Annotated in this window: 15 protein-coding genes and 3 tRNA genes; 10 read left to right on the top strand and 8 right to left on the bottom strand. The window is 56.0% G+C overall.

Annotated elements, in window-relative coordinates:
• Positions 1-46 precede the first annotated feature (46 nt).
• Entirely contained in the window at positions 47-1,051 is a 1,005-nt protein-coding gene (gap, locus tag ACR0LY_RS03940) for a type I glyceraldehyde-3-phosphate dehydrogenase (RefSeq protein WP_170348584.1), read from the top strand.
• Here the strand turns inward: gap and coaD are convergent.
• The 3 genes from coaD to ACR0LY_RS03955 all read right to left on the bottom strand — a co-directional run bounded on the left by coaD (position 1,043) and on the right by ACR0LY_RS03955 (position 3,017).
• Complete coding sequence (coaD, locus tag ACR0LY_RS03945; protein WP_170348583.1) at positions 1,043-1,534, bottom strand: pantetheine-phosphate adenylyltransferase; 492 nt, start codon at positions 1,532-1,534, stop codon at positions 1,043-1,045. The genes gap and coaD overlap by 9 nt on opposite strands.
• Positions 1,535-1,619: 85 nt before the next feature.
• The gene (locus ACR0LY_RS03950) at positions 1,620-2,057 is read right to left on the bottom strand and encodes a CBS domain-containing protein (protein ID WP_170348582.1); all 438 of its coding nucleotides are present in this window, start codon (positions 2,055-2,057) and stop codon (positions 1,620-1,622) included.
• Between the two features lie 57 nt (positions 2,058-2,114).
• Positions 2,115-3,017 carry a LysR family transcriptional regulator gene (locus tag ACR0LY_RS03955; RefSeq protein WP_170348581.1) on the bottom strand — a complete coding sequence of 301 codons (903 nt, stop codon included), beginning with the start codon at positions 3,015-3,017 and terminating at the stop codon, positions 2,115-2,117.
• A 105-nt stretch (positions 3,018-3,122) separates the two neighbouring features.
• On the opposite strand from ACR0LY_RS03955, the gene ACR0LY_RS03960 reads away from it, so the two are divergent.
• Entirely contained in the window at positions 3,123-4,622 is a 1,500-nt protein-coding gene (locus tag ACR0LY_RS03960) for a CoA-acylating methylmalonate-semialdehyde dehydrogenase (protein WP_170348580.1), read from the top strand.
• 212 nt (positions 4,623-4,834) lie between these two features.
• Positions 4,835-5,419, top strand: a complete 585-nt coding sequence (locus tag ACR0LY_RS03965) for a L,D-transpeptidase (RefSeq protein WP_170349399.1) — start codon at positions 4,835-4,837, stop codon at positions 5,417-5,419.
• A 50-nt stretch (positions 5,420-5,469) separates the two neighbouring features.
• Here ACR0LY_RS03965 and ACR0LY_RS03970 read toward each other — a convergent pair whose 3' ends face one another.
• The gene (locus tag ACR0LY_RS03970) at positions 5,470-5,946 is read right to left on the bottom strand and encodes a fasciclin domain-containing protein (protein ID WP_170348579.1); all 477 of its coding nucleotides are present in this window, start codon (positions 5,944-5,946) and stop codon (positions 5,470-5,472) included.
• A 60-nt stretch (positions 5,947-6,006) separates the two neighbouring features.
• Positions 6,007-6,858, bottom strand: coding sequence for a class I SAM-dependent methyltransferase (locus tag ACR0LY_RS03975; RefSeq protein WP_170348578.1), 852 nt, complete (start codon positions 6,856-6,858; stop codon positions 6,007-6,009).
• Positions 6,859-6,991: 133 nt separating this feature from the next.
• Between ACR0LY_RS03975 and ACR0LY_RS03980 the strand changes: the two genes are divergently transcribed.
• The 5 genes from ACR0LY_RS03980 to ACR0LY_RS04000 all read left to right on the top strand — a co-directional run bounded on the left by ACR0LY_RS03980 (position 6,992) and on the right by ACR0LY_RS04000 (position 11,692).
• Entirely contained in the window at positions 6,992-8,107 is a 1,116-nt protein-coding gene (locus ACR0LY_RS03980) for a carboxylate-amine ligase (RefSeq protein WP_170348577.1), read from the top strand.
• A gap of 91 nt (positions 8,108-8,198) precedes the next feature.
• The gene (locus ACR0LY_RS03985) at positions 8,199-9,341 is read left to right on the top strand and encodes an acyl-CoA dehydrogenase family protein (protein ID WP_170358277.1); all 1,143 of its coding nucleotides are present in this window, start codon (positions 8,199-8,201) and stop codon (positions 9,339-9,341) included.
• 7 nt (positions 9,342-9,348) lie between these two features.
• On the top strand, positions 9,349-10,389 hold the full coding sequence (locus tag ACR0LY_RS03990; RefSeq protein WP_170348575.1) for an enoyl-CoA hydratase/isomerase family protein: 1,041 nt from the start codon (positions 9,349-9,351) through the stop codon (positions 10,387-10,389).
• 3 nt (positions 10,390-10,392) lie between these two features.
• The gene (gene mmsB, locus ACR0LY_RS03995; protein WP_170348574.1) at positions 10,393-11,265 is read left to right on the top strand and encodes a 3-hydroxyisobutyrate dehydrogenase; all 873 of its coding nucleotides are present in this window, start codon (positions 10,393-10,395) and stop codon (positions 11,263-11,265) included.
• Positions 11,266-11,362: 97 nt separating this feature from the next.
• Complete coding sequence (locus ACR0LY_RS04000; RefSeq protein WP_170348573.1) at positions 11,363-11,692, top strand: hypothetical protein; 330 nt, start codon at positions 11,363-11,365, stop codon at positions 11,690-11,692.
• A gap of 11 nt (positions 11,693-11,703) precedes the next feature.
• Here ACR0LY_RS04000 and uvrA read toward each other — a convergent pair whose 3' ends face one another.
• From uvrA to ACR0LY_RS04015, 3 genes are all read right to left on the bottom strand, one after another.
• Positions 11,704-14,562 carry an excinuclease ABC subunit UvrA gene (gene uvrA, locus ACR0LY_RS04005; protein WP_170348572.1) on the bottom strand — a complete coding sequence of 953 codons (2,859 nt, stop codon included), beginning with the start codon at positions 14,560-14,562 and terminating at the stop codon, positions 11,704-11,706.
• A 175-nt stretch (positions 14,563-14,737) separates the two neighbouring features.
• A tRNA-Asp gene (locus tag ACR0LY_RS04010) sits at positions 14,738-14,814 on the bottom strand.
• Between the two features lie 52 nt (positions 14,815-14,866).
• A tRNA-Asp gene (locus ACR0LY_RS04015) sits at positions 14,867-14,943 on the bottom strand.
• 555 nt (positions 14,944-15,498) lie between these two features.
• On the opposite strand from ACR0LY_RS04015, the gene ACR0LY_RS04020 reads away from it, so the two are divergent.
• Both ACR0LY_RS04020 and ACR0LY_RS04025 read left to right on the top strand, forming a co-directional pair.
• Positions 15,499-17,430 (top strand): M10 family metallopeptidase, encoded by a 1,932-nt coding sequence (locus ACR0LY_RS04020; RefSeq protein ID WP_170348571.1) that lies wholly within the window; start codon positions 15,499-15,501, stop codon positions 17,428-17,430.
• A 125-nt stretch (positions 17,431-17,555) separates the two neighbouring features.
• Positions 17,556-17,630 (top strand) — tRNA-Val (locus ACR0LY_RS04025).
• Positions 17,631-17,720 lie beyond the last annotated feature (90 nt).

The raw sequence follows: 17,720 nt of genomic DNA on the forward strand, positions 1-17,720 counted from the left end.
TGTTAGCGCTAACTTTACTAAAGTCGAAATTCGGACGGAGCGGAACATGACACTCAAGCTGGCAATCAACGGATTTGGTCGGATCGGACGCGGAGTTCTGCGTGCAGTGATGGAATCGGGACGCACAGATGTAGAAATTGTTACCATCAACGATTTGGCCAAACCCGAGATGAACGCGCATCTGTTCGAGTTCGACAGCGTACATGGCCGTTATTCCAACAAGGTGACATTGACCGACGAAGGCCTGGACGTTGGCGCAGGCCCCATTCGTCTGTCCAGCGAGCGCGACCCCGAAGCGCTGGATTGGTCCGATATCGACGTAGTTCTGGAATGCACAGGCGTTTTCCGCACCCGCGAAGCGGCTGAACGTCACCTGAAAAACGGTGCCAAGAAAGTCCTGATCTCTGCACCTGCGCGGGGCGAAGGTGCCGTCAAAACAATCGTCTATGGTGTGAATGAGCATGAGCTGACAGCAGGGGATACCGTTGTTTCGAATGCTTCATGTACCACCAACTGCTTGTCGCCAGTTGCCGCCGCGCTGGATGCCGGGCTTGGCATCGTCCATGGCAACATGACCACGGTCCATGCGTATACCGCCAGCCAGCCAGTTCACGATGCCGCGGGTAAAGACCCCTATCTGTCGCGCGCTGCGGCTTTGTCGATGATCCCGACCACCACGGGTGCCGCAGCGGCTGTCGGTCTTGTCCTGCCGCAATTGGCAGGCAAGCTGACCGGTCAGGCCATCCGTGTTCCGACGCCCAACGTGTCTGTTGTCGATCTGGTGGCCGAAGTATCGCGCCCCACCAGCGAAGAAGAGGTCAACGCGCTGTTCGTCGAAGCCGCCGCCAAAATACCGGGCGTTCTGGCCGCCGAAAGCCGCCCATTGGTGTCGATGGATTTCAACCACGATTCCCATAGCTCGACCGTGTCATTGGCCGAGACCAAAGTCACCGACGGCACATTGGTGCGCGTTCTGGCCTGGTATGACAATGAGTGGGGCTTTTCGAACCGGATGCTGGACACAGCCGCCGCGATGGGCGCGTTAGCCTAACCTTTCGCGCAATGCAGTATGAACGCGGGGCGTCACGAATTTCGACACGTCCCCGTTCAGGCGCGCGATTTCCTTAACCAGTTTCGATGCGATAGCCTGATGCCGTGCTTCGGCCATTAGAAAGACGGTTTCGATTGAATCGTCCAAAGCACGGTTCATTCCGACCATCTGGAATTCATACTCGAAATCCGCAACGGCCCGCAGCCCGCGAACAATGATTTGTGCACCCACATCGCGGGCGCAATCGATCAGAAGGTTTTCGAACGGATGAGCGACAATTTCGGTTCCGGTTTGTTCAGACAAAAGTGCACATTCCGCCTCGATCATGGCCACGCGCTCTTCCAGAGAAAACAACGGTCCCTTATCGCGGTTGATCGCTACTCCAATCACTAGCTTGTCGACCAAAGCCGAGGCGCGCCGGATAATGTCAATATGGCCCAGAGTTATCGGGTCAAAGGTTCCGGGGTATAGACCAACCCGCATCACGCTCTCCTGCGTTCTGGAAATTCTGCGTCAGCAAACATAACTTTGCTGTCGGCGCAAGAGGTTGCTATCGCAACCAGCCCCGTCAGTGACCCATAATCATACCTTGAAGGGCATCCTTTTCCATCGCCAGCTCGGCCAATTGCGCCTTGACCACATCGCCCAGGGTCACAATGCCTATCAGCTTACCCTCTTCGACCACGGGCATGTGGCGAAAGCGGCCTTCAGTCATGCGGGCCATGATGTCTTGCACGGTGGCCTGTCGTGTGGTGGTGATCAGATCCTTTGTCATGTAAGAGCTGACCGGCTGCGTCAAACATCCGCTGCCACTGGCAGCCAATTCACGAACGATATCGCGTTCAGACAGAATGCCGGTTGCCGTCTGACCACCATCTTCGGAAACGATGACGGTACCAATGCGCTTTTCAGCAAGGATTTTCGCAGCCTCCGACACAGTCATCGAAGGCTCGACCGTCACGACGCTGTCTGTCGCCTTGGATTTTAGAATGCCCTGAACGAGCATGAAAGCACCTCCGGAATAATGAATTTATCCAAAGCGTTGCGCGATTGTGTCGACCTGTCAAGCGTTGGCATCGGCTTCAAGCCGCGCAACTTCGTCACGGATGCCTTGCGTTAAAGCCTCGGCAAAGCGGTTTAACCGTTCGTTGCGCTGATCGCCCTGATGCCGGACAAGATAGAAGCTTCGCGTCAAACCCACTTGATCCGTCAAGATTTTCCGCAGGTTTGGATGGAACGGCAAAGTAAAGTCATGGGCAACACAAACACCGGTACCCAACGAAACCTGTCGCAATTGAACCGAGACCGAATTCGATGCAAGTGCGACACGGTCAACGCCAATATCGTTGAGATAGTCCAGCTCTCGGTCAAAGATCATATCCGGGATGTAACCAATCAGGCGGTGCCCCTTAAGATCGTTGACTGAACCAATAGGCGCATGGCGATCCAGATAATCCTGCGTGGCCACCATATGCAGCTTATAATCGCTGATCTTCTTGACCAACAACCTTCCTGCTGTGGGCGCGCTGACAGTTACGGCCATGTCGGCCTCGCGCCGGGATAGGTTGATGATCCTTGGCAGCGCCAGGATCTGGATGTCCAGATCAGGGTTGGCATCACTGATTTTCGCACAAACCTGTGGCAACAGGTAATTGGCGCTGCCATCGGGCGCACCAATCCGTATCTGCCCACTAAGGGATTTGGTCGAGCCAGTGACCACACCAGCCGCCGCGCGCATCGCCTCTTCGGCCTGCAAACCGTGGTCCAACAGGCGTTCACCTGCGGCGGTCAGGATGTATCCCTGTTGCGACTTCGTAAACAACAGCGCATCCAATGTTGTCTCAAGCCGCGCAATGCGCCGCCCTACAGTTGCAGGATCAATCTTGAGGATACGGCCCGCCGATGACAGGCTTTCCTCGCGCGCGACGGCCAGGAAAACCCGCATATCATCCCAGTTCGGATTCATATTTTCCCTTTTGCATTTTTGCAAAGCAATTTTGAAACATTGCCTCTGTTCACCAAATTTTTGCAAGTCTATTTTGCCGACAGATCTACCCGGAAGGAATTTGTCATGCAGAACCTGACCCACTATATCAACGGCGAGAATGTAGAAGGTACATCTGGCCGTTTCGCCGACGTGTTCAACCCCGCCACCGGCGAGGTTCAGGCCCATTGCCCGATGGCCAGCGTTACCGAAACCGAAGCTGCGATTGCCGATGCCGCTGCTGCTCAGCCTAAATGGGGAGCAACGAACCCCCAGAAACGTGCTCGCGTGATGATGGCAATGGTTGGCTTGATGAACCGCGACATGGACAAACTTGCCGAAGCGCTGAGCCGCGAGCACGGCAAAACCATCCCCGATGCCAAGGGTGACATTCAGCGTGGCCTGGAAGTGATCGAGTACTGCATCGGCGCACCGCAGATGCTGAAGGGTGAGTTTACCGACAGCGCAGGTCCCGGCATTGACATGTATTCGATGCGCCAGCCTCTAGGTGTTGTCGCCTCGATCATGCCGTTCAACTTCCCAGCCATGATGCCTCTGTGGCATGTCGGCCCGGCTTTGGCCTGCGGCAACGCGGTGGTACTGAAACCGTCCGAGCGCGATCCTTCCGTGCCGCTGATGCTGGCAGAACTGTTCGTCGAAGCTGGCCTTCCCAAGGGCGTATTCCAAGTCGTGAACGGCGATAAGGAAGCGGTCGACACTCTGCTTGACAGCGAAATCATTCAAGGCGTCAGCTTTGTCGGTTCAACACCGATCGCGCAATATATCTATTCCCGCGCAACCGCAAACGGGAAGCGTGCACAATGCTTTGGCGGTGCGAAGAACCATATGATCATCATGCCGGATGCCGATCTGGATCAAGCCGCCGACGCTCTGGTCGGAGCTGGTTTCGGAGCAGCTGGCGAACGCTGCATGGCAATTTCGGTTGCTGTACCCGTAGGCGAAGAGACCGCCGACGCGTTGATCGAGAAACTGATTCCGCGTGTCGAGAAACTGAAGGTTGGCCCCTACACCGCCGGGGACGATGTTGATATGGGACCGGTTGTAACCGGTGCTGCCAAAGAGCGTATTCTTGGCCTGATTAACTCGGGTGTTGAACAAGGTGCAAAGCTGGTCGTCGACAACCGCGATTTCAGCTTGCAGGGATATGAAGACGGCTTCTTTGTTGGCCCGCACCTCTTCGACCATGTCACACCCGACATGGACATATACACCCAAGAAATCTTTGGCCCAGTTCTGTCCACCGTTCGCGCAGGTTCGTATGAAGAAGCGCTGAAGTTGGCGATGGACCATGAATATGGCAATGGTACCGCGATCTACACCCGCGATGGCGATACCGCGCGTGACTTTGCGAGCCGTGTCAACATCGGCATGGTCGGCGTCAACGTTCCGATCCCGGTTCCGCTGGCCTATCACACCTTTGGTGGTTGGAAAAAGTCCATGTTTGGTGACCTGAACCAGCACGGCCCAGACAGCTTCAAGTTCTACACCCGCACCAAAACCGTGACCTCGCGCTGGCCGTCGGGCATCAAAGAAGGTGGCGAGTTCAACTTCAAAGCGATGGACTGATCTGCATCCGCAAAAACGCCTATCACCAATACCGGCCCCCATCGGGCCGGTATTTTTTGGCGAAGTATTGCCACAGTGGATAAGAAAATCCCGGCTTCACGATAAATTCACAGCTCTGGCACTGGAAAAGCAACTAAAGCGACAATAGTTTGTTGCCAATTTCCTAGTTTCGAGCAGTACGAATACCGGAGGCCGCTTTGTCAAATCCGTACATGACCCGCCGCTCTGCCCTGTTGGGCGCAGCTTCTCTTTTGGCGACGCCCGCCTTGGTGCGCGCTCAAAGCTCTGATGCCTTCCCGGTGGATGAAGAGGCCATCAGCACGCAATTGCCAGTACGCCGCAATGTATCATCGTTCTCACAGCAGAACTGGCAGGATCACTTCGATGAGCTGGGCGTCGGCTGCCTGCTGGCCGATATCACTAGCCGAGCAGTGCATTACTGGGGACCGGACGGAACGTATAAGCTGTACCCCAGCTCAGTTCCGATGAGCGAAGAGCTTACCAAGCGCGGCTATACCGAGGTCAAGCGCAAGACTGAAAATCCAAGCTGGACTCCAACCGCGTCTATGCGTGAACGTGATCCATCCCTGCCCGTACGCATGGAAGGTGGCGATCCCGGCAACCCGTTGGGGACTCGCGCCATGTATCTGGGCTGGCCCGCTTATCTGGTGCATGGCACCCATGACACGCGCAAGATTGGCCGCCAAAGCTCGTCAGGGTGTATCGGCCTTTACAACCAGCACGTTGAGGAACTGTATCCTCTGGTCCAGGTTGGAACTCAGGTCAGACTGGTTTGACAAAAAAGCCCCGGCCACCAGGACCGGGGCTTTCTACTTAGCGGGGGTCGTTATTCCGGCAGGATCACCGCATCGATTACATGGATCACGCCATTGCTGGCTTCAATGTCGGCCTGCACAACTTTGGCATCATTGACCTTGACGCCTTTTTTGGCGTTCACGCTCAGCTGGTCGCCCTGCACCGTGCGAACCTTGGCGCGTTTGCCGGCAATATCACCTGACATCACCTTGGCCGGGACCACGTGATAGGTCAAGATCTCGACCAGTTGATCCTTATTTTCCGGCAATAGCAGCGTTTCAACCGTGCCTTCAGGCAACGCGGCAAAAGCTTCGTCTGTGGGTGCAAAAACGGTGAACGGTCCATCACCTTTTAACGTGTCAACCAGACCTGCGGCCTGCACAGCGGCGACCAGAGTGTTGAACGATCCGGCCGAAACGGCGGTGTCCACGATGTCGGCAGCTTGTGCCTTGACGGGCAGTGCAAGTGCAAGTGCGGCGGCGGCGCCCATGAATGTGCGGCGAAACATGGCTGTTATCTCCTCTCCAGCTTGTTATGAAAAGAGTTACGGAGGTTCAGCCAGCCCGGATCACTTTTCTTTGATTTGAACCCAGATACTCTGCGCGCGCCCGTCTTTGAGAAACGGCAATGCTTCAACCGCATCAGGACGATCCTGTTGCAGGAAGTACCCCGGCCAAAGCAATGAATACGCGCCAGATTGCAACAAAGCATGTAGGATGTACTGCTCTCCCCATCCGGGGCAATCATAGAAGAACCGCTTGGGGTACTCGAAGGGCAGAAAAACATCATGTACGTGAATCACCACACCCGGCTTTAGCGCGGGAATGATGCGGCAGAACAGATGTGCCACGTCGTTGCTCATCCGTACGACGTGGCTGGAATCGATGAACAGAACGTCACCTGCTTCAAGCTGATCGAACAGCGCCGGATCGACCTCTTCCAGCCGCTTCTGTTCAAAGTGATCGACGACATGCGCGATATCCGCCCGTGGATACGGATCAATCGCAATGATCTGCGTATCAAAACCGCCGTCGATGACGGCCTGCCGGGTGACGCGGGTTGAATTGCCGCAGCCGACCTCAATCACGCGTTTGGGTGCGAACCGCCGGACCATCAGGTACAAGGCGTCAGCATCCGGGCTGTCGTAATATCCATTGCCCTGGCGATAGCCGGTTTGATTGCGCGCAGGGTCTTTCAACGCCTCCAGTGCGGCAGCGTGCTGACCATATTCTGCAACCAGCTCGGTGATATCAAATCCCTCCATCCCCGGCGACAAGGCATAGGCCGGGCGGGTCAATCCGCCTGCCCTTTCAAACGCCTCAAGCCGCGCACGCTCGTCCAGTTCTGTGACCTTATCGACGAGCTTCACCCCCAACTCATCAAGGGCTGCATTGATCTGTGGGAATTTTCTGGGTTTCACGGACGGCTCCAATTTGCGGTTCGCGTGTTCCATACCCGTGCGGGCCGGGCTTGTGCAAGATGAGCCACCCCAAACGCTTGGCAAAACAGAAATTTCCGTATTCACTGGTCGGATTAGTAGTACGAGGGTCGCCATGCAGCAGGAATTCACGCTGGGCATAGAAGAAGAGTATCTGCTGGTCGATCGCGACAGCCTGCAACTTGCGCAAGCACCCACTGCCCTGATGGAGGCTTGCCAAGCGGATTTCGAAGGACAGGTCAGCCCCGAATTCCTGCAATGCCAGATCGAAGTCGGCACCCGGCCACATTCAACAGTCAAATCAGCCCGAGAAGACTTGAAACGCCTACGTTCATGCGTTGCGAGTCGGGCTGCAGAATACAACCTCGCGCCAATTGCCGTGTCCTGCCACCCGTTTGCCGACTGGAAGAAACAGCACCACACCCGCAAGGATCGCTATGACGCGCTGCAACATGCCCTTGGTGGCGTGGCCCGGCGCATGTTGATCTGCGGGATGCACGTTCATGTAGGTGTCGAAGACCCTGCCATGCGCGCTGACCTGATGCCTCAGCTGTCCTACTTCCTGCCGCATCTGTTGGCCCTGTCGACGTCGTCCCCCTACTGGAATGGAGAGGACACTGGCCTGTCATCTTATCGCCTGACCGTTTTTGACAACCTGCCGCGCACGGGTTTGCCGCCGGTTTTGGCCAGCTGGTCGGATTATGAACGCACTACCGGTATTCTGGTCGAACTTGGCGTGATCGAAGACACGACAAAAATCTGGTGGGATCTGCGCCCGTCACACCGATTTCCCACGCTGGAAACGCGCATCATGGATGTGCAGCCACGGTTAGAGCACACACTATCGTTGGCGGCCCTGGTCCAGGCGTTGACCCGCATGCTGTGCCGCCTGAAGGACCGCAATCTGCGCTGGCGGCATTACGATCAGTTCCTGATCAGCGAAAACCGTTGGCGCGCGCAGCGCTACGGCGTGGGCGAAGGTCTGATCGACTTTGGCGACCGTTCAATAAAACCCATGCCCGAGTTGATGGGTGAACTGATGGGAATGCTGGCTGAAGACGCCGAGGCACTAGGCACCATGACCGAGCTGGCGCGCCTGCAGCAAATCGCACAGACCGGCACGTCGGCCACCCGACAGCGCCGCGTCCATGCCGAAGCTGCAGCACGCGGCGATGATCCCGGCAAAGCCGTCGTGCAGCACCTGATCGAAGAATTTCATCACGATCTTTAATGCCGCTGCCGATTGCTGGCCGTGCAAAATTTCTGTAAGAATTCGGAAATAAACAGTCGTTCAATTCATTCGGCAGCGTGGGAGGCAAGCCTTGGATTTCGCACTGACAGAAGAGCAAACCGCAATCTTCGACATGGCGTATGATTTCGGGCAGGACAAGATCGCCCCGAACGCACGCCAGTGGGAGGCTGACGGAACCATACCCAAAGACCTTTGGCCGCAAATCGGCGAGTTGGGGTTCGGCGGGCTTTATGTCTCGGAAGACGGCGGCGGGTCCGGCCTTACCCGTCTGGACGCGACATTGGTGTTCGAAGCGCTGTCAATGGCTTGCCCTTCCGTCGCGGCCTTTCTGTCGATCCACAACATGTGCGCCAAAATGTTGGACAGTTTCGGAAGCGACGATCTGAAATCCCGCATCATGCCGGATGTGCTAAGCCTCAATACCATCCTCAGCTATTGCCTGACGGAACCCGGATCAGGCTCGGACGCAGCTGCACTGAAAACCCGCGCGGATCGCACGAATGAGGGCTATACGCTGAACGGCACCAAGGCCTTTATCTCGGGTGGTGGTTACTCTGATGCCTATGTCTGCATGGTGCGCACCGGCCAGGATGGGCCAAAGGGCATTTCAACGGTTTATGTCGAGGACGGCACGCCGGGCCTCAGCTTTGGCGCGCTGGAACAAAAGATGGGTTGGAAAAGCCAGCCGACAGCGCAGGTGCAATTCGATGACTGCCACATCCCGGCCGGAAATCTGGTGGGCACCGAAGGGGATGGGTTTAAATATGCGATGAAAGGTCTGGATGGCGGGCGGCTCAATATCGCCTCTTGTTCCCTGGGGGCTGCCCAGTCCGGGCTCAACATGACCTTGCAATACATGTCTGAACGCAAGGCATTCGGCCAATCGATCGACCAGTTTCAGGCGCTACAATTCCGGCTGGCGGATATGGAGATCGAACTGCAAGCCGCACGTACCTTCCTGCGGCAGGCCGCCTGGAAGCTGGATCAGGGCACGCCCGATGCCACCAAGTTTTGCGCCATGGCCAAGAAATTTGTGACCGAGACTGGATCGAAAGTTGTCGACCAATGCCTGCAATTGCACGGTGGCTATGGTTATCTGGCCGATTATGGCATCGAAAAACTGGTGCGTGATCTGCGGGTTCACCAGATTCTGGAAGGCACCAATGAAATCATGCGGGTCATCGTCGCCCGTCAAATGCTTGCCGAACACTGAGGAACTCATGCCAGACATCGACATCCGCATCACTGGTCGCGCCGGGCGCATCACCCTGACCCGACCAAAGGCCCTGAACGCGATGACCTATGATATGTGCATGGCCATCGACACGGCCCTGCGCAACTGGCGCGAAGATGATGCCGTGGATCTGGTCGTCATGGACGCCGAAGGCGACAAGGCCTTTTGTGCGGGCGGCGATATCGCCGACCTTTACGCGTCAGGCAGCAAGGGGGATTTCGATTTTGGACGTACCTTCTGGCGCGATGAATACCGGCTGAATGCGCTGATCTTCGAATACCCCAAACCGGTCATCAGCTTTCTTCAGGGTTTCACCATGGGCGGTGGCGTGGGCATTGGATGCCATGGCAGCCACCGGATCGTTGGGGAAAGCTCGAAGATTGCTCTGCCGGAATGTTCGATTGGGCTTTTGCCGGATGTGGGCAGCACATTGATGCTGGCGCTGGCCCCCGGTCGTCTAGGCGAATACCTAGGCACAACCGGTCATCGCATGGGCCCCGGAGACGCCGTCTTTGCCGGTTTTGCCGACCACTTCATCCCGATATCGGATTGGTCAGCCTTAATCGAGATGCTCGAGGCTTCGGGTGATGCCGAACTGATTGCAAAACATTCCACGCCGCCGCCCGAAAGCACGTTGGAACAACAGCACTCCGTTATCGAAGCCCTATTCGCCGGGGAAAGCCTGGGCGATGTCCTAAACGCATTGACCCATTCCAACGACGCAATGGCTGCGGACGCGCTGACGCTGATGGGCCGCAATTCGCCGCTGTCGATGGCTTGTACGATCGAAGCGTTGCATCGCCTACGGGGGCCCAGCCTGACGCTGCGCAAGGCGTTGGAACTGGAATACCGCTATACGTTCCGCGCGATGGAGCATGGCGACTTTCTGGAAGGAATTCGCGCCCAGATCATCGACAAGGACCGTAATCCACAATGGCGGTTTGCCGACCAATCCGTACCAGCGGTGGCGGTGTCGAAAATGCTGCAGCCACTGGGCAAAGACATGCTGACATTTGAGGAGGTTTGAGAGATGAAAATCGGGTTTATCGGTCTGGGCAACATGGGCAATCCAATGGCCGCCAATCTGGCAAAAGCCGGGCATGAGGTGACTGGTTTTGACATGGCCGAGGTCAGCGTCTCTGGTGTTGCCATGACCGGTTCGGGTGCCGAAGCTGCCGCAAACGCCGATATCGTCATCACCATGCTGCCAAACGGAAAAATCTTGCGCGCTGTCGGAGATGAGATCATCCCTGCAATGCAATCCGGGTCTGTGTGGATCGATTGTTCAACCGTCGATGTCGACAGCGCCCGCGCCGTCGCGGATCAGGCAAAACAGGCTGGAATTCTGGCGGTAGATGCCCCTGTTTCGGGTGGTATCGGCGGCGCAGCGGCTGGCACTTTGACTTTCATGGCAGGTGGCAGCGATGCCGCATTTGCGAAAGCCGCGCCGCTGTTCGATATCATGGGTCAAAAAGCCGTTCATTGCGGTGAATCCGGCGCCGGTCAGGCTGCCAAGATCTGCAATAACATGATCCTCGGTGTCACCATGATTGCCACGTGCGAAGCTTTTGCCCTGGCAGATAAACTGGGCCTGGACAGGCAAAAGATGTTTGATGTGGTCAGCACATCCTCGGGCTATAGCTGGACCATGAACGCCTATTGTCCCGCGCCCGGCGTGGGGCCGGAAAGCCCGGCAGACAACAATTACCAACCCGGTTTCGCCGCTGAATTGATGCTGAAAGACCTGCGTCTAAGCCAACAGGCCGCCGAAAGCTCGGATGCCGATACGCCGATGGGTCAGGCCGCAACCGCGCTTTATGAACAGTTCGTTGAGTCTGAGGGCGGATTGGGCATGGACTTCTCTGCCATGCTGCCGCGGTTCGAAAAGCGCGGTCGTAGTTAGGCGCGCTGCGTGGGCGGCTTCTTGCCCACGGGGTTGACCATACAGGAACCAACGGCCATTTGTCTTTAACTACGGCATGTTTGCAGAGGGAAGTTAGATGTCGCGAGTCTTAACTATTTCCACGTCAATCCTCGCGCTCGCGCTCGGCGCTGGGCTTGCCGACGCCGGGAACGGCAAAGGGAAAGCCGGGCATTGCCCTCCTGGACTGGCCAAGAAAGCCGTTCCGTGTATGCCGCCGGGTCAGGTTAAGAACCTCTATCGCACGGGCGACTACATCAACCGCGACTATCGCTGGATCAACGACCCGTATCGCTATGGGCTGAACCGTGGCAGCTACATCCGCGCAGGTGACTATGTCTATCGCGTCGATCCTGATACACGAAAAGTGCTGAACCTGATCGGTGCGGTGGCTGACATCCTCAACTGAGGATCAGCCCCCTATTCCGCAGCAACACGCGCGCCCTCAAGCATCTGCTTCAGATACCGCCCCGTATGGCTGCGTTCCACTGCAGCCACATCCTCGGGCGTGCCGGTCGCGACGATCTCACCACCACCATCGCCACCTTCGGGGCCGATATCAATGATGTGGTCGGCGGTTTTCACAACGTCCAGGTTGTGTTCGATCACCACAACCGTATTGCCTTGATCGACCAGTTCATGCAGCACTTCCAACAGCTTACGGACGTCTTCGAAATGAAGACCGGTGGTTGGCTCGTCCAGGATATACAAAGTCCGCCCGGTTGAACGCTTGGACAACTCCTTTGACAGCTTCACCCGCTGCGCCTCACCACCAGACAGCGTAGTCGCCTGCTGACCGACCTTGATATAGCCAAGCCCGACCCGTGCCAGCGCATCCATCTTGTCGCGGATCGAGGGCACGGCCTTAAAGAACTCCTGCGCATCTTCCACTGTCATATCAAGAACATCGGCGATGGACTTACCCTTGAACTTGATCTCGAGCGTTTCGCGGTTGTAGCGCGCGCCCTTGCAGGTTTCGCAGGTGACGTAAACATCGGGCAGAAAGTGCATCTCGATCTTAATGACGCCGTCACCTTGACAGGCCTCGCACCGGCCGCCCTTGACGTTAAAGCTGAACCGACCCGGCTTGTAACCACGCGCCTTGGCTTCGGGTAAACCGGCGAACCAATCACGGATCGGAGTGAAGGCCCCAGTGTAAGTTGCTGGATTCGAACGCGGAGTCCGCCCGATAGGCCGCTGGTCGATGTCGATGACTTTATCCAGATGTTCCAGTCCCTTGATCGTCTCACAGGGTGCCGGAGTTTGGCGCGCACCGTTCAGACGCATCGAAGCGGTTTTGAACAACGTCTCAATCGTCAATGTCGATTTGCCACCGCCCGACACTCCGGTCACGCAGACAAACTTACCCAGCGGGAAATCGGCGGTGACGTTCTTCAGGTTGTTGCCCGTTGCCTTAACCACCGAGACCTTTTTCTTATTCCCCTTGCGCCGTTCTGTTGGAACGGCAATTTCCCGTGTGCCTGCCAAATACTGACCGGTCATAGAGGCTGCATCTGAAGCGATCTGTTCAGGTGTTCCCTTACTGACCACCTGTCCGCCATGAACACCGGCTCCAGGTCCTATATCAAACACATAGTCGGCCTCACGGATTGCCTCTTCGTCATGTTCGACGACGATCACCGTGTTGCCCTGATCGCGCAGGTTCTTGAGCGTGCCCAGAAGGCGGTCGTTGTCCCGCTGGTGCAGCCCGATTGAGGGCTCGTCCAGCACGTACAGAACGCCGGTCAGGCCGGAACCGATCTGGCTGGCCAGACGAATCCGCTGGCTTTCGCCCCCGGACAGTGTTCCACTTGAACGGGACAACGTAAGGTATTCCAAACCCACGTTATTCAAGAAACCCAACCGCTCGCGAATCTCTTTCAGAATCGCCCGCGCGATTTCGTTCTTCTGAACGCTGAGATGGTTCGGAGCATCCTCGACCCAAGCCAGAGCCTCTTTGATCGACATCTGAACAACCTGCCCCACATGCAGACCTGCGATCTTGACGGCCAAAGCCTCGGGGCGCAGACGATAGCCGTGGCATGCGCCGCACGGCCGGTTGTTCTGGTAGCGTTCGAACTCTTCCCGAATCCAGGCGCTGTCGGTCTCGCGATAACGGCGCTCCATATTGGGAATCACGCCCTCGAAACTGCGAGTGACCTGATACACCCGACCGCCTTCGTCATAACGGAACTGGATTTCCTCATCGCCAGACCCGCGCAGAAACACCTGTTGTACCTTTGTGGGCAAATCTTTCCATGGGGTGTTCTTGTCGAATTCGTAATGGCGGGCAATCGCCTCGATCGTCTGCAGGAAATAGGGTGACTTGCCTTTGCGCCACGGGGCCAGTGCCCCGTCGTAAAGCTTCAGCGTCTGATCCGGCACCACAAGACGTTCGTCAAAAAACAGTTCGACCCCCAGGCCGTCACAATCCGGGCAGGCACCAAAAGGCGCATTGAATGAGAACAGGCGCGGTTCAATCTCGGGGATCGTGAAGCCGCTGACCGGGCAGGCAAAATTTTCACTGAAGGTAATCCGCTCAGGATCACCTTCGCGCGGCGCGGTTTCCAGAACCGCGATCCCGTCTGCCAGATCCAGAGCGGTCCGCAGGCTGTCGGCCAGACGCGTTTCCATCCCCTCGCGCACAACCAGTCGGTCGACCACGACATCGATATCGTGGCGGAACTTCTTGTCCAGCGTGGGCGGCTCATCGAGCTCATAGAACTCGCCATCAACTTTCACACGCTGAAAACCCTGTTTGCGCAGTTCGAGGAATTCCTTTTTGTACTCCCCCTTCCGGTCCCGCACAATGGGGGCCAGCAGATAGCCGCGCGTGCCCTCCTCCATCGTCATGATGCGGTCGACCATGTCCTGCACCTGCTGTGCCTCGATGGGCTGCCCAGTAGCCGGACTATAGGGTGTCCCCGCGCGCGCAAATAACAGACGCATATAGTCGTAAATCTCGGTCACCGTCCCAACGGTCGAACGCGGATTTTTCGACGTGGTCTTCTGTTCGATCGAAATTGCCGGGGAAAGGCCGCTGATATGATCCACATCGGGCTTTTCCATCATATCAAGGAACTGGCGCGCATAAGCCGACAGGCTTTCGACATAGCGACGCTGACCTTCGGCATAAATCGTATCAAAGGCCAAAGACGACTTGCCAGAACCCGACAACCCGGTGATCACCACCAGCTGATCGCGCGGAATATCCACGTCAATGCCCTTGAGGTTATGCTCGCGCGCGCCGCGCACCTCGATATTTTTCAGCTCAGCCATTTTGGCCCCCAACACACAAGTGTCCTAGAAATAGGCGAGCGGCTCCGAGTCTCCAATAGAAAAGTTAGAACAAAGTGTGAACAATCGGATTATTGCCGACATCTCCTGACAGTATGACCCCGATCCGATGCGTGCCCCGGAAGGGGTTGATTGAATATTCGGTATTTCAGGAAAATGGCGCGGTTGACGGGGCTCGAACCCGCGACCCCCGGCGTGACAGGCCGGTACTCTAACCAACTGAGCTACAACCGCGCATTTAGGGTCTATGTGCGATCCATTAACCCGGATCAAAGGCTGGCAGCGATGGCGCGGTTGACGGGGCTCGAACCCGCGACCCCCGGCGTGACAGGCCGGTACTCTAACCAACTGAGCTACAACCGCCCGCTGCCCGTTCGATGCTGAACGTTGGGGTGTATTATGGCCACGCCCCGGCATCGTCAAGCGGGGTTTTGAAGTTTTTTTAAAGAAGGCAGAAATTGTTTCCGGGCTTCGCGACGCACCTTCTTCGGAACCAGACCTTTCCGAAGCTACCGCAAGACCCCAAACACACTTTAACTAAAATGATTCTTAAATTTGTAAATGCCGAAATATCCAAGGATTTTTCTTTCAAACGATTCCAAAGAAACACACTCATAAGTTGTATGCTTTCTGAAAAACCCGAACATAATCCTCGATATATCTGTATCTAGCAAAACGACCTTTTGGGCGGCTTGAAACCCCCGCCATTATTCAGCCACATTGCGTGTGCAAGAGGCGACACTGCCCCCACAAAATCAAAAATACGTGTCGGCAAACTTGCGCAGGCAAGTCTCGAAGTGAAGTATCCCAGCGGATAACAAAATCTCGGCTTACGAGATCGGAAGGAAGCTTAACGCAATCAAAAGTCATGATTTGTGATGACCTATCGGTTGCGTTGTTAATGATGGAAATAGCGGAATGTCAGTTGCAAATCAGAATTACCCGGGCGCCAGCCCAACCGGTCATGAATATGTTGACGGATTGATTTGGGGGACCTCTTGGAACCTTGGCACAAATAACGGAGGACCGGCTGGCACGATTACCTATTCATTCGGGGACTCGTCGGTTCAGGGCTTCGTAGATTTTCTCCCCCATGAAAAACAGGCGTTCCGCCAAGCCCTGGCCGTGATCGAACAATACATCCCGATTGATTTTGTCGAGGTCAATTTCCTATCGCCTCAGGGGACGCCTTATTACGAAAACATCTCGTGGGGTCTAGTTACAACCCAATCCCTTGATGGCGGCCTCGGCGCACACCAAGTGCCCGGAAGCGATCCCATTCTGCAAGGGTTTGGTATCAACACCCTGTTTGGCTGGTTCGCATACGATACTCCTCTGTTCAGCCAATCCGCGCTGGCAAAGGGCGGCGAAGGATTTGCAACCATTGTGCATGAGATCATGCATGGCCTCGGCCTTGCACATCCGCATGACAATGGTGGACAATCAACCGTCTTCGATGGTGTGACACAGGCGTTCGATGACTATGGAACCGATGGTCAGAACCAAGCCGTCTACACGATCATGTCCTATAATTCTGGCTACCCGCAGGTTGTGCCACTGCCTTCGTTCAACTACGGCGGCGTAGCCTCGCCCATGGCACTGGACATCGCCGCTCTTCAAGCGATTTATGGAACCACGTCAAACAATACGGGCAACAACGTCTATTCTTTGAAAGGGTCCAATGCTCCCGGCACCTATTGGGAAGCGATCTGGGATACGGGTGGAACTGATACAATTTCAGCCAGTGGCCTTTGGAAAAGCGTGAGGATCAGCCTGAAGGCAGCTGATCTGGAAGGCCACGATGCTGGGGGAACGCCGTCGCACGCGGCCGGGGTCAGCGGTGGCTTCACGATCGCCAATGGTGTTGTCATTGAAAACGCTGCTGGTGGCCACGCCGGAGACTTCCTTTATGGCAACGACGTTGCAAACCTCATGGTCGGTAATGGTGGCAATGACCTGATTGCAGGCGGAAATGGCAACGACACCATTAAAGGCGGCCAAGGAAACGATTTCTTGATCGGTGGTCAAGGCAACGACACCCTGACCGGCGGCAACGGTTTGGACAATTTCATCATCAAAGACAGCGATGGCAACGACACCATCACAGGTGGCCTTGGGATTGATACCCTCTCGTTCAACGGCTCATCTGCTGCGACCGTGGATCTGTCGGTTACGACCGCTCAGGATACCGGATACGGCATGGATACGATCACCTTGGTCGAAAACGCCGTAGGAACTGCGCAGGACGATCAGCTTACTGGCGATGATCTGGCAAACACCTTTATTGGTAACGATGGAAACGACACGCTTGACGGCCAGAAAGGCGCGGATCTGCTTCAGGGTGGCGTTGGCAAAGATACGATTTCCGGTGGCAATGGTTGGGATACACTGCGTGGTGGCAACGGCTCTGATATCATTGACGGTGGTCTAGGCAATGATGCGATCTTCGGTGGCAAAGGGATCGACACGATCATCGGCGGCGCCGGCGTGGATACGATGACCGGCGGTATCGGAACGGATACGTTTGTTTTTAATGATATCACCGACAGCGGTACCAAAGGGTCTCTGGCCGACAAGATCACGGATTTCACCCAAGGCGAAGACAAGATCGATCTGAGCGGTATCGACGCCAGCACGGTTCTTGTTGGCGATGACGCTTTCGTCTTCAACGGCACGACCCCAATCGGATCGTCCGACGAAGGTGAGATCTATTTCGTCAAGCAGGACAACGCTGGCACGGCATTCGACCAGACCCTGGTTTACGTTGACACAGACAATGACAGTGATCCTGAGATGGTCATCAAGCTATCTGGTCTACACGACCTGACAGCGAACGACTTCATCCTGTAAGGCTGTATGCGAAATCAACAGGCAGCAGGTTTATGCTGCCTGTTTTTTTGTGTCCGCAGCATAGAAATTTTACCCTTTGGGTACCCTTGCAAGCCTGCGGAACACTCTGTATTAGGCGCGCTTATGGGTGATTAGCTCAGTGGTAGAGCGCTTCGTTCACATCGAAGATGTCAGGAGTTCAAATCTCTTATCACCCACCATTCCTCTCATTGGTAGGCACCATCCAAATTTCCTTGTCTTGACGGATACTTGCCAGATTTCTCCTGGGCTGCGTATCCTGTTTTGGACGG

This window comes from Ruegeria sp. BC5, assembly GCF_056539205.1.

Bases quoted from the DNA above. Each gene is read 5' to 3' on its own strand.
- gap (WP_170348584.1), top strand. From the start codon at position 47: ATGACACTCAAGCTGGCAATCAACGGATTTGGTCGGATCGGACGCGGA.
- coaD (WP_170348583.1), bottom strand. From the start codon at position 1,534: ATGCGGGTTGGTCTATACCCCGGAACCTTTGACCCGATAACTCTGGGC.
- ACR0LY_RS03950 (WP_170348582.1), bottom strand. From the start codon at position 2,057: ATGCTCGTTCAGGGCATTCTAAAATCCAAGGCGACAGACAGCGTCGTG.
- ACR0LY_RS03955 (WP_170348581.1), bottom strand. From the start codon at position 3,017: ATGAATCCGAACTGGGATGATATGCGGGTTTTCCTGGCCGTCGCGCGC.
- ACR0LY_RS03960 (WP_170348580.1), top strand. From the start codon at position 3,123: ATGCAGAACCTGACCCACTATATCAACGGCGAGAATGTAGAAGGTACA.
- ACR0LY_RS03965 (WP_170349399.1), top strand. From the start codon at position 4,835: ATGACCCGCCGCTCTGCCCTGTTGGGCGCAGCTTCTCTTTTGGCGACG.
- ACR0LY_RS03970 (WP_170348579.1), bottom strand. From the start codon at position 5,946: ATGTTTCGCCGCACATTCATGGGCGCCGCCGCCGCACTTGCACTTGCA.
- ACR0LY_RS03980 (WP_170348577.1), top strand. From the start codon at position 6,992: ATGCAGCAGGAATTCACGCTGGGCATAGAAGAAGAGTATCTGCTGGTC.
- ACR0LY_RS03990 (WP_170348575.1), top strand. From the start codon at position 9,349: ATGCCAGACATCGACATCCGCATCACTGGTCGCGCCGGGCGCATCACC.
- mmsB (WP_170348574.1), top strand. From the start codon at position 10,393: ATGAAAATCGGGTTTATCGGTCTGGGCAACATGGGCAATCCAATGGCC.
- ACR0LY_RS04000 (WP_170348573.1), top strand. From the start codon at position 11,363: ATGTCGCGAGTCTTAACTATTTCCACGTCAATCCTCGCGCTCGCGCTC.
- uvrA (WP_170348572.1), bottom strand. From the start codon at position 14,562: ATGGCTGAGCTGAAAAATATCGAGGTGCGCGGCGCGCGCGAGCATAAC.
- ACR0LY_RS04020 (WP_170348571.1), top strand. From the start codon at position 15,499: ATGTCAGTTGCAAATCAGAATTACCCGGGCGCCAGCCCAACCGGTCAT.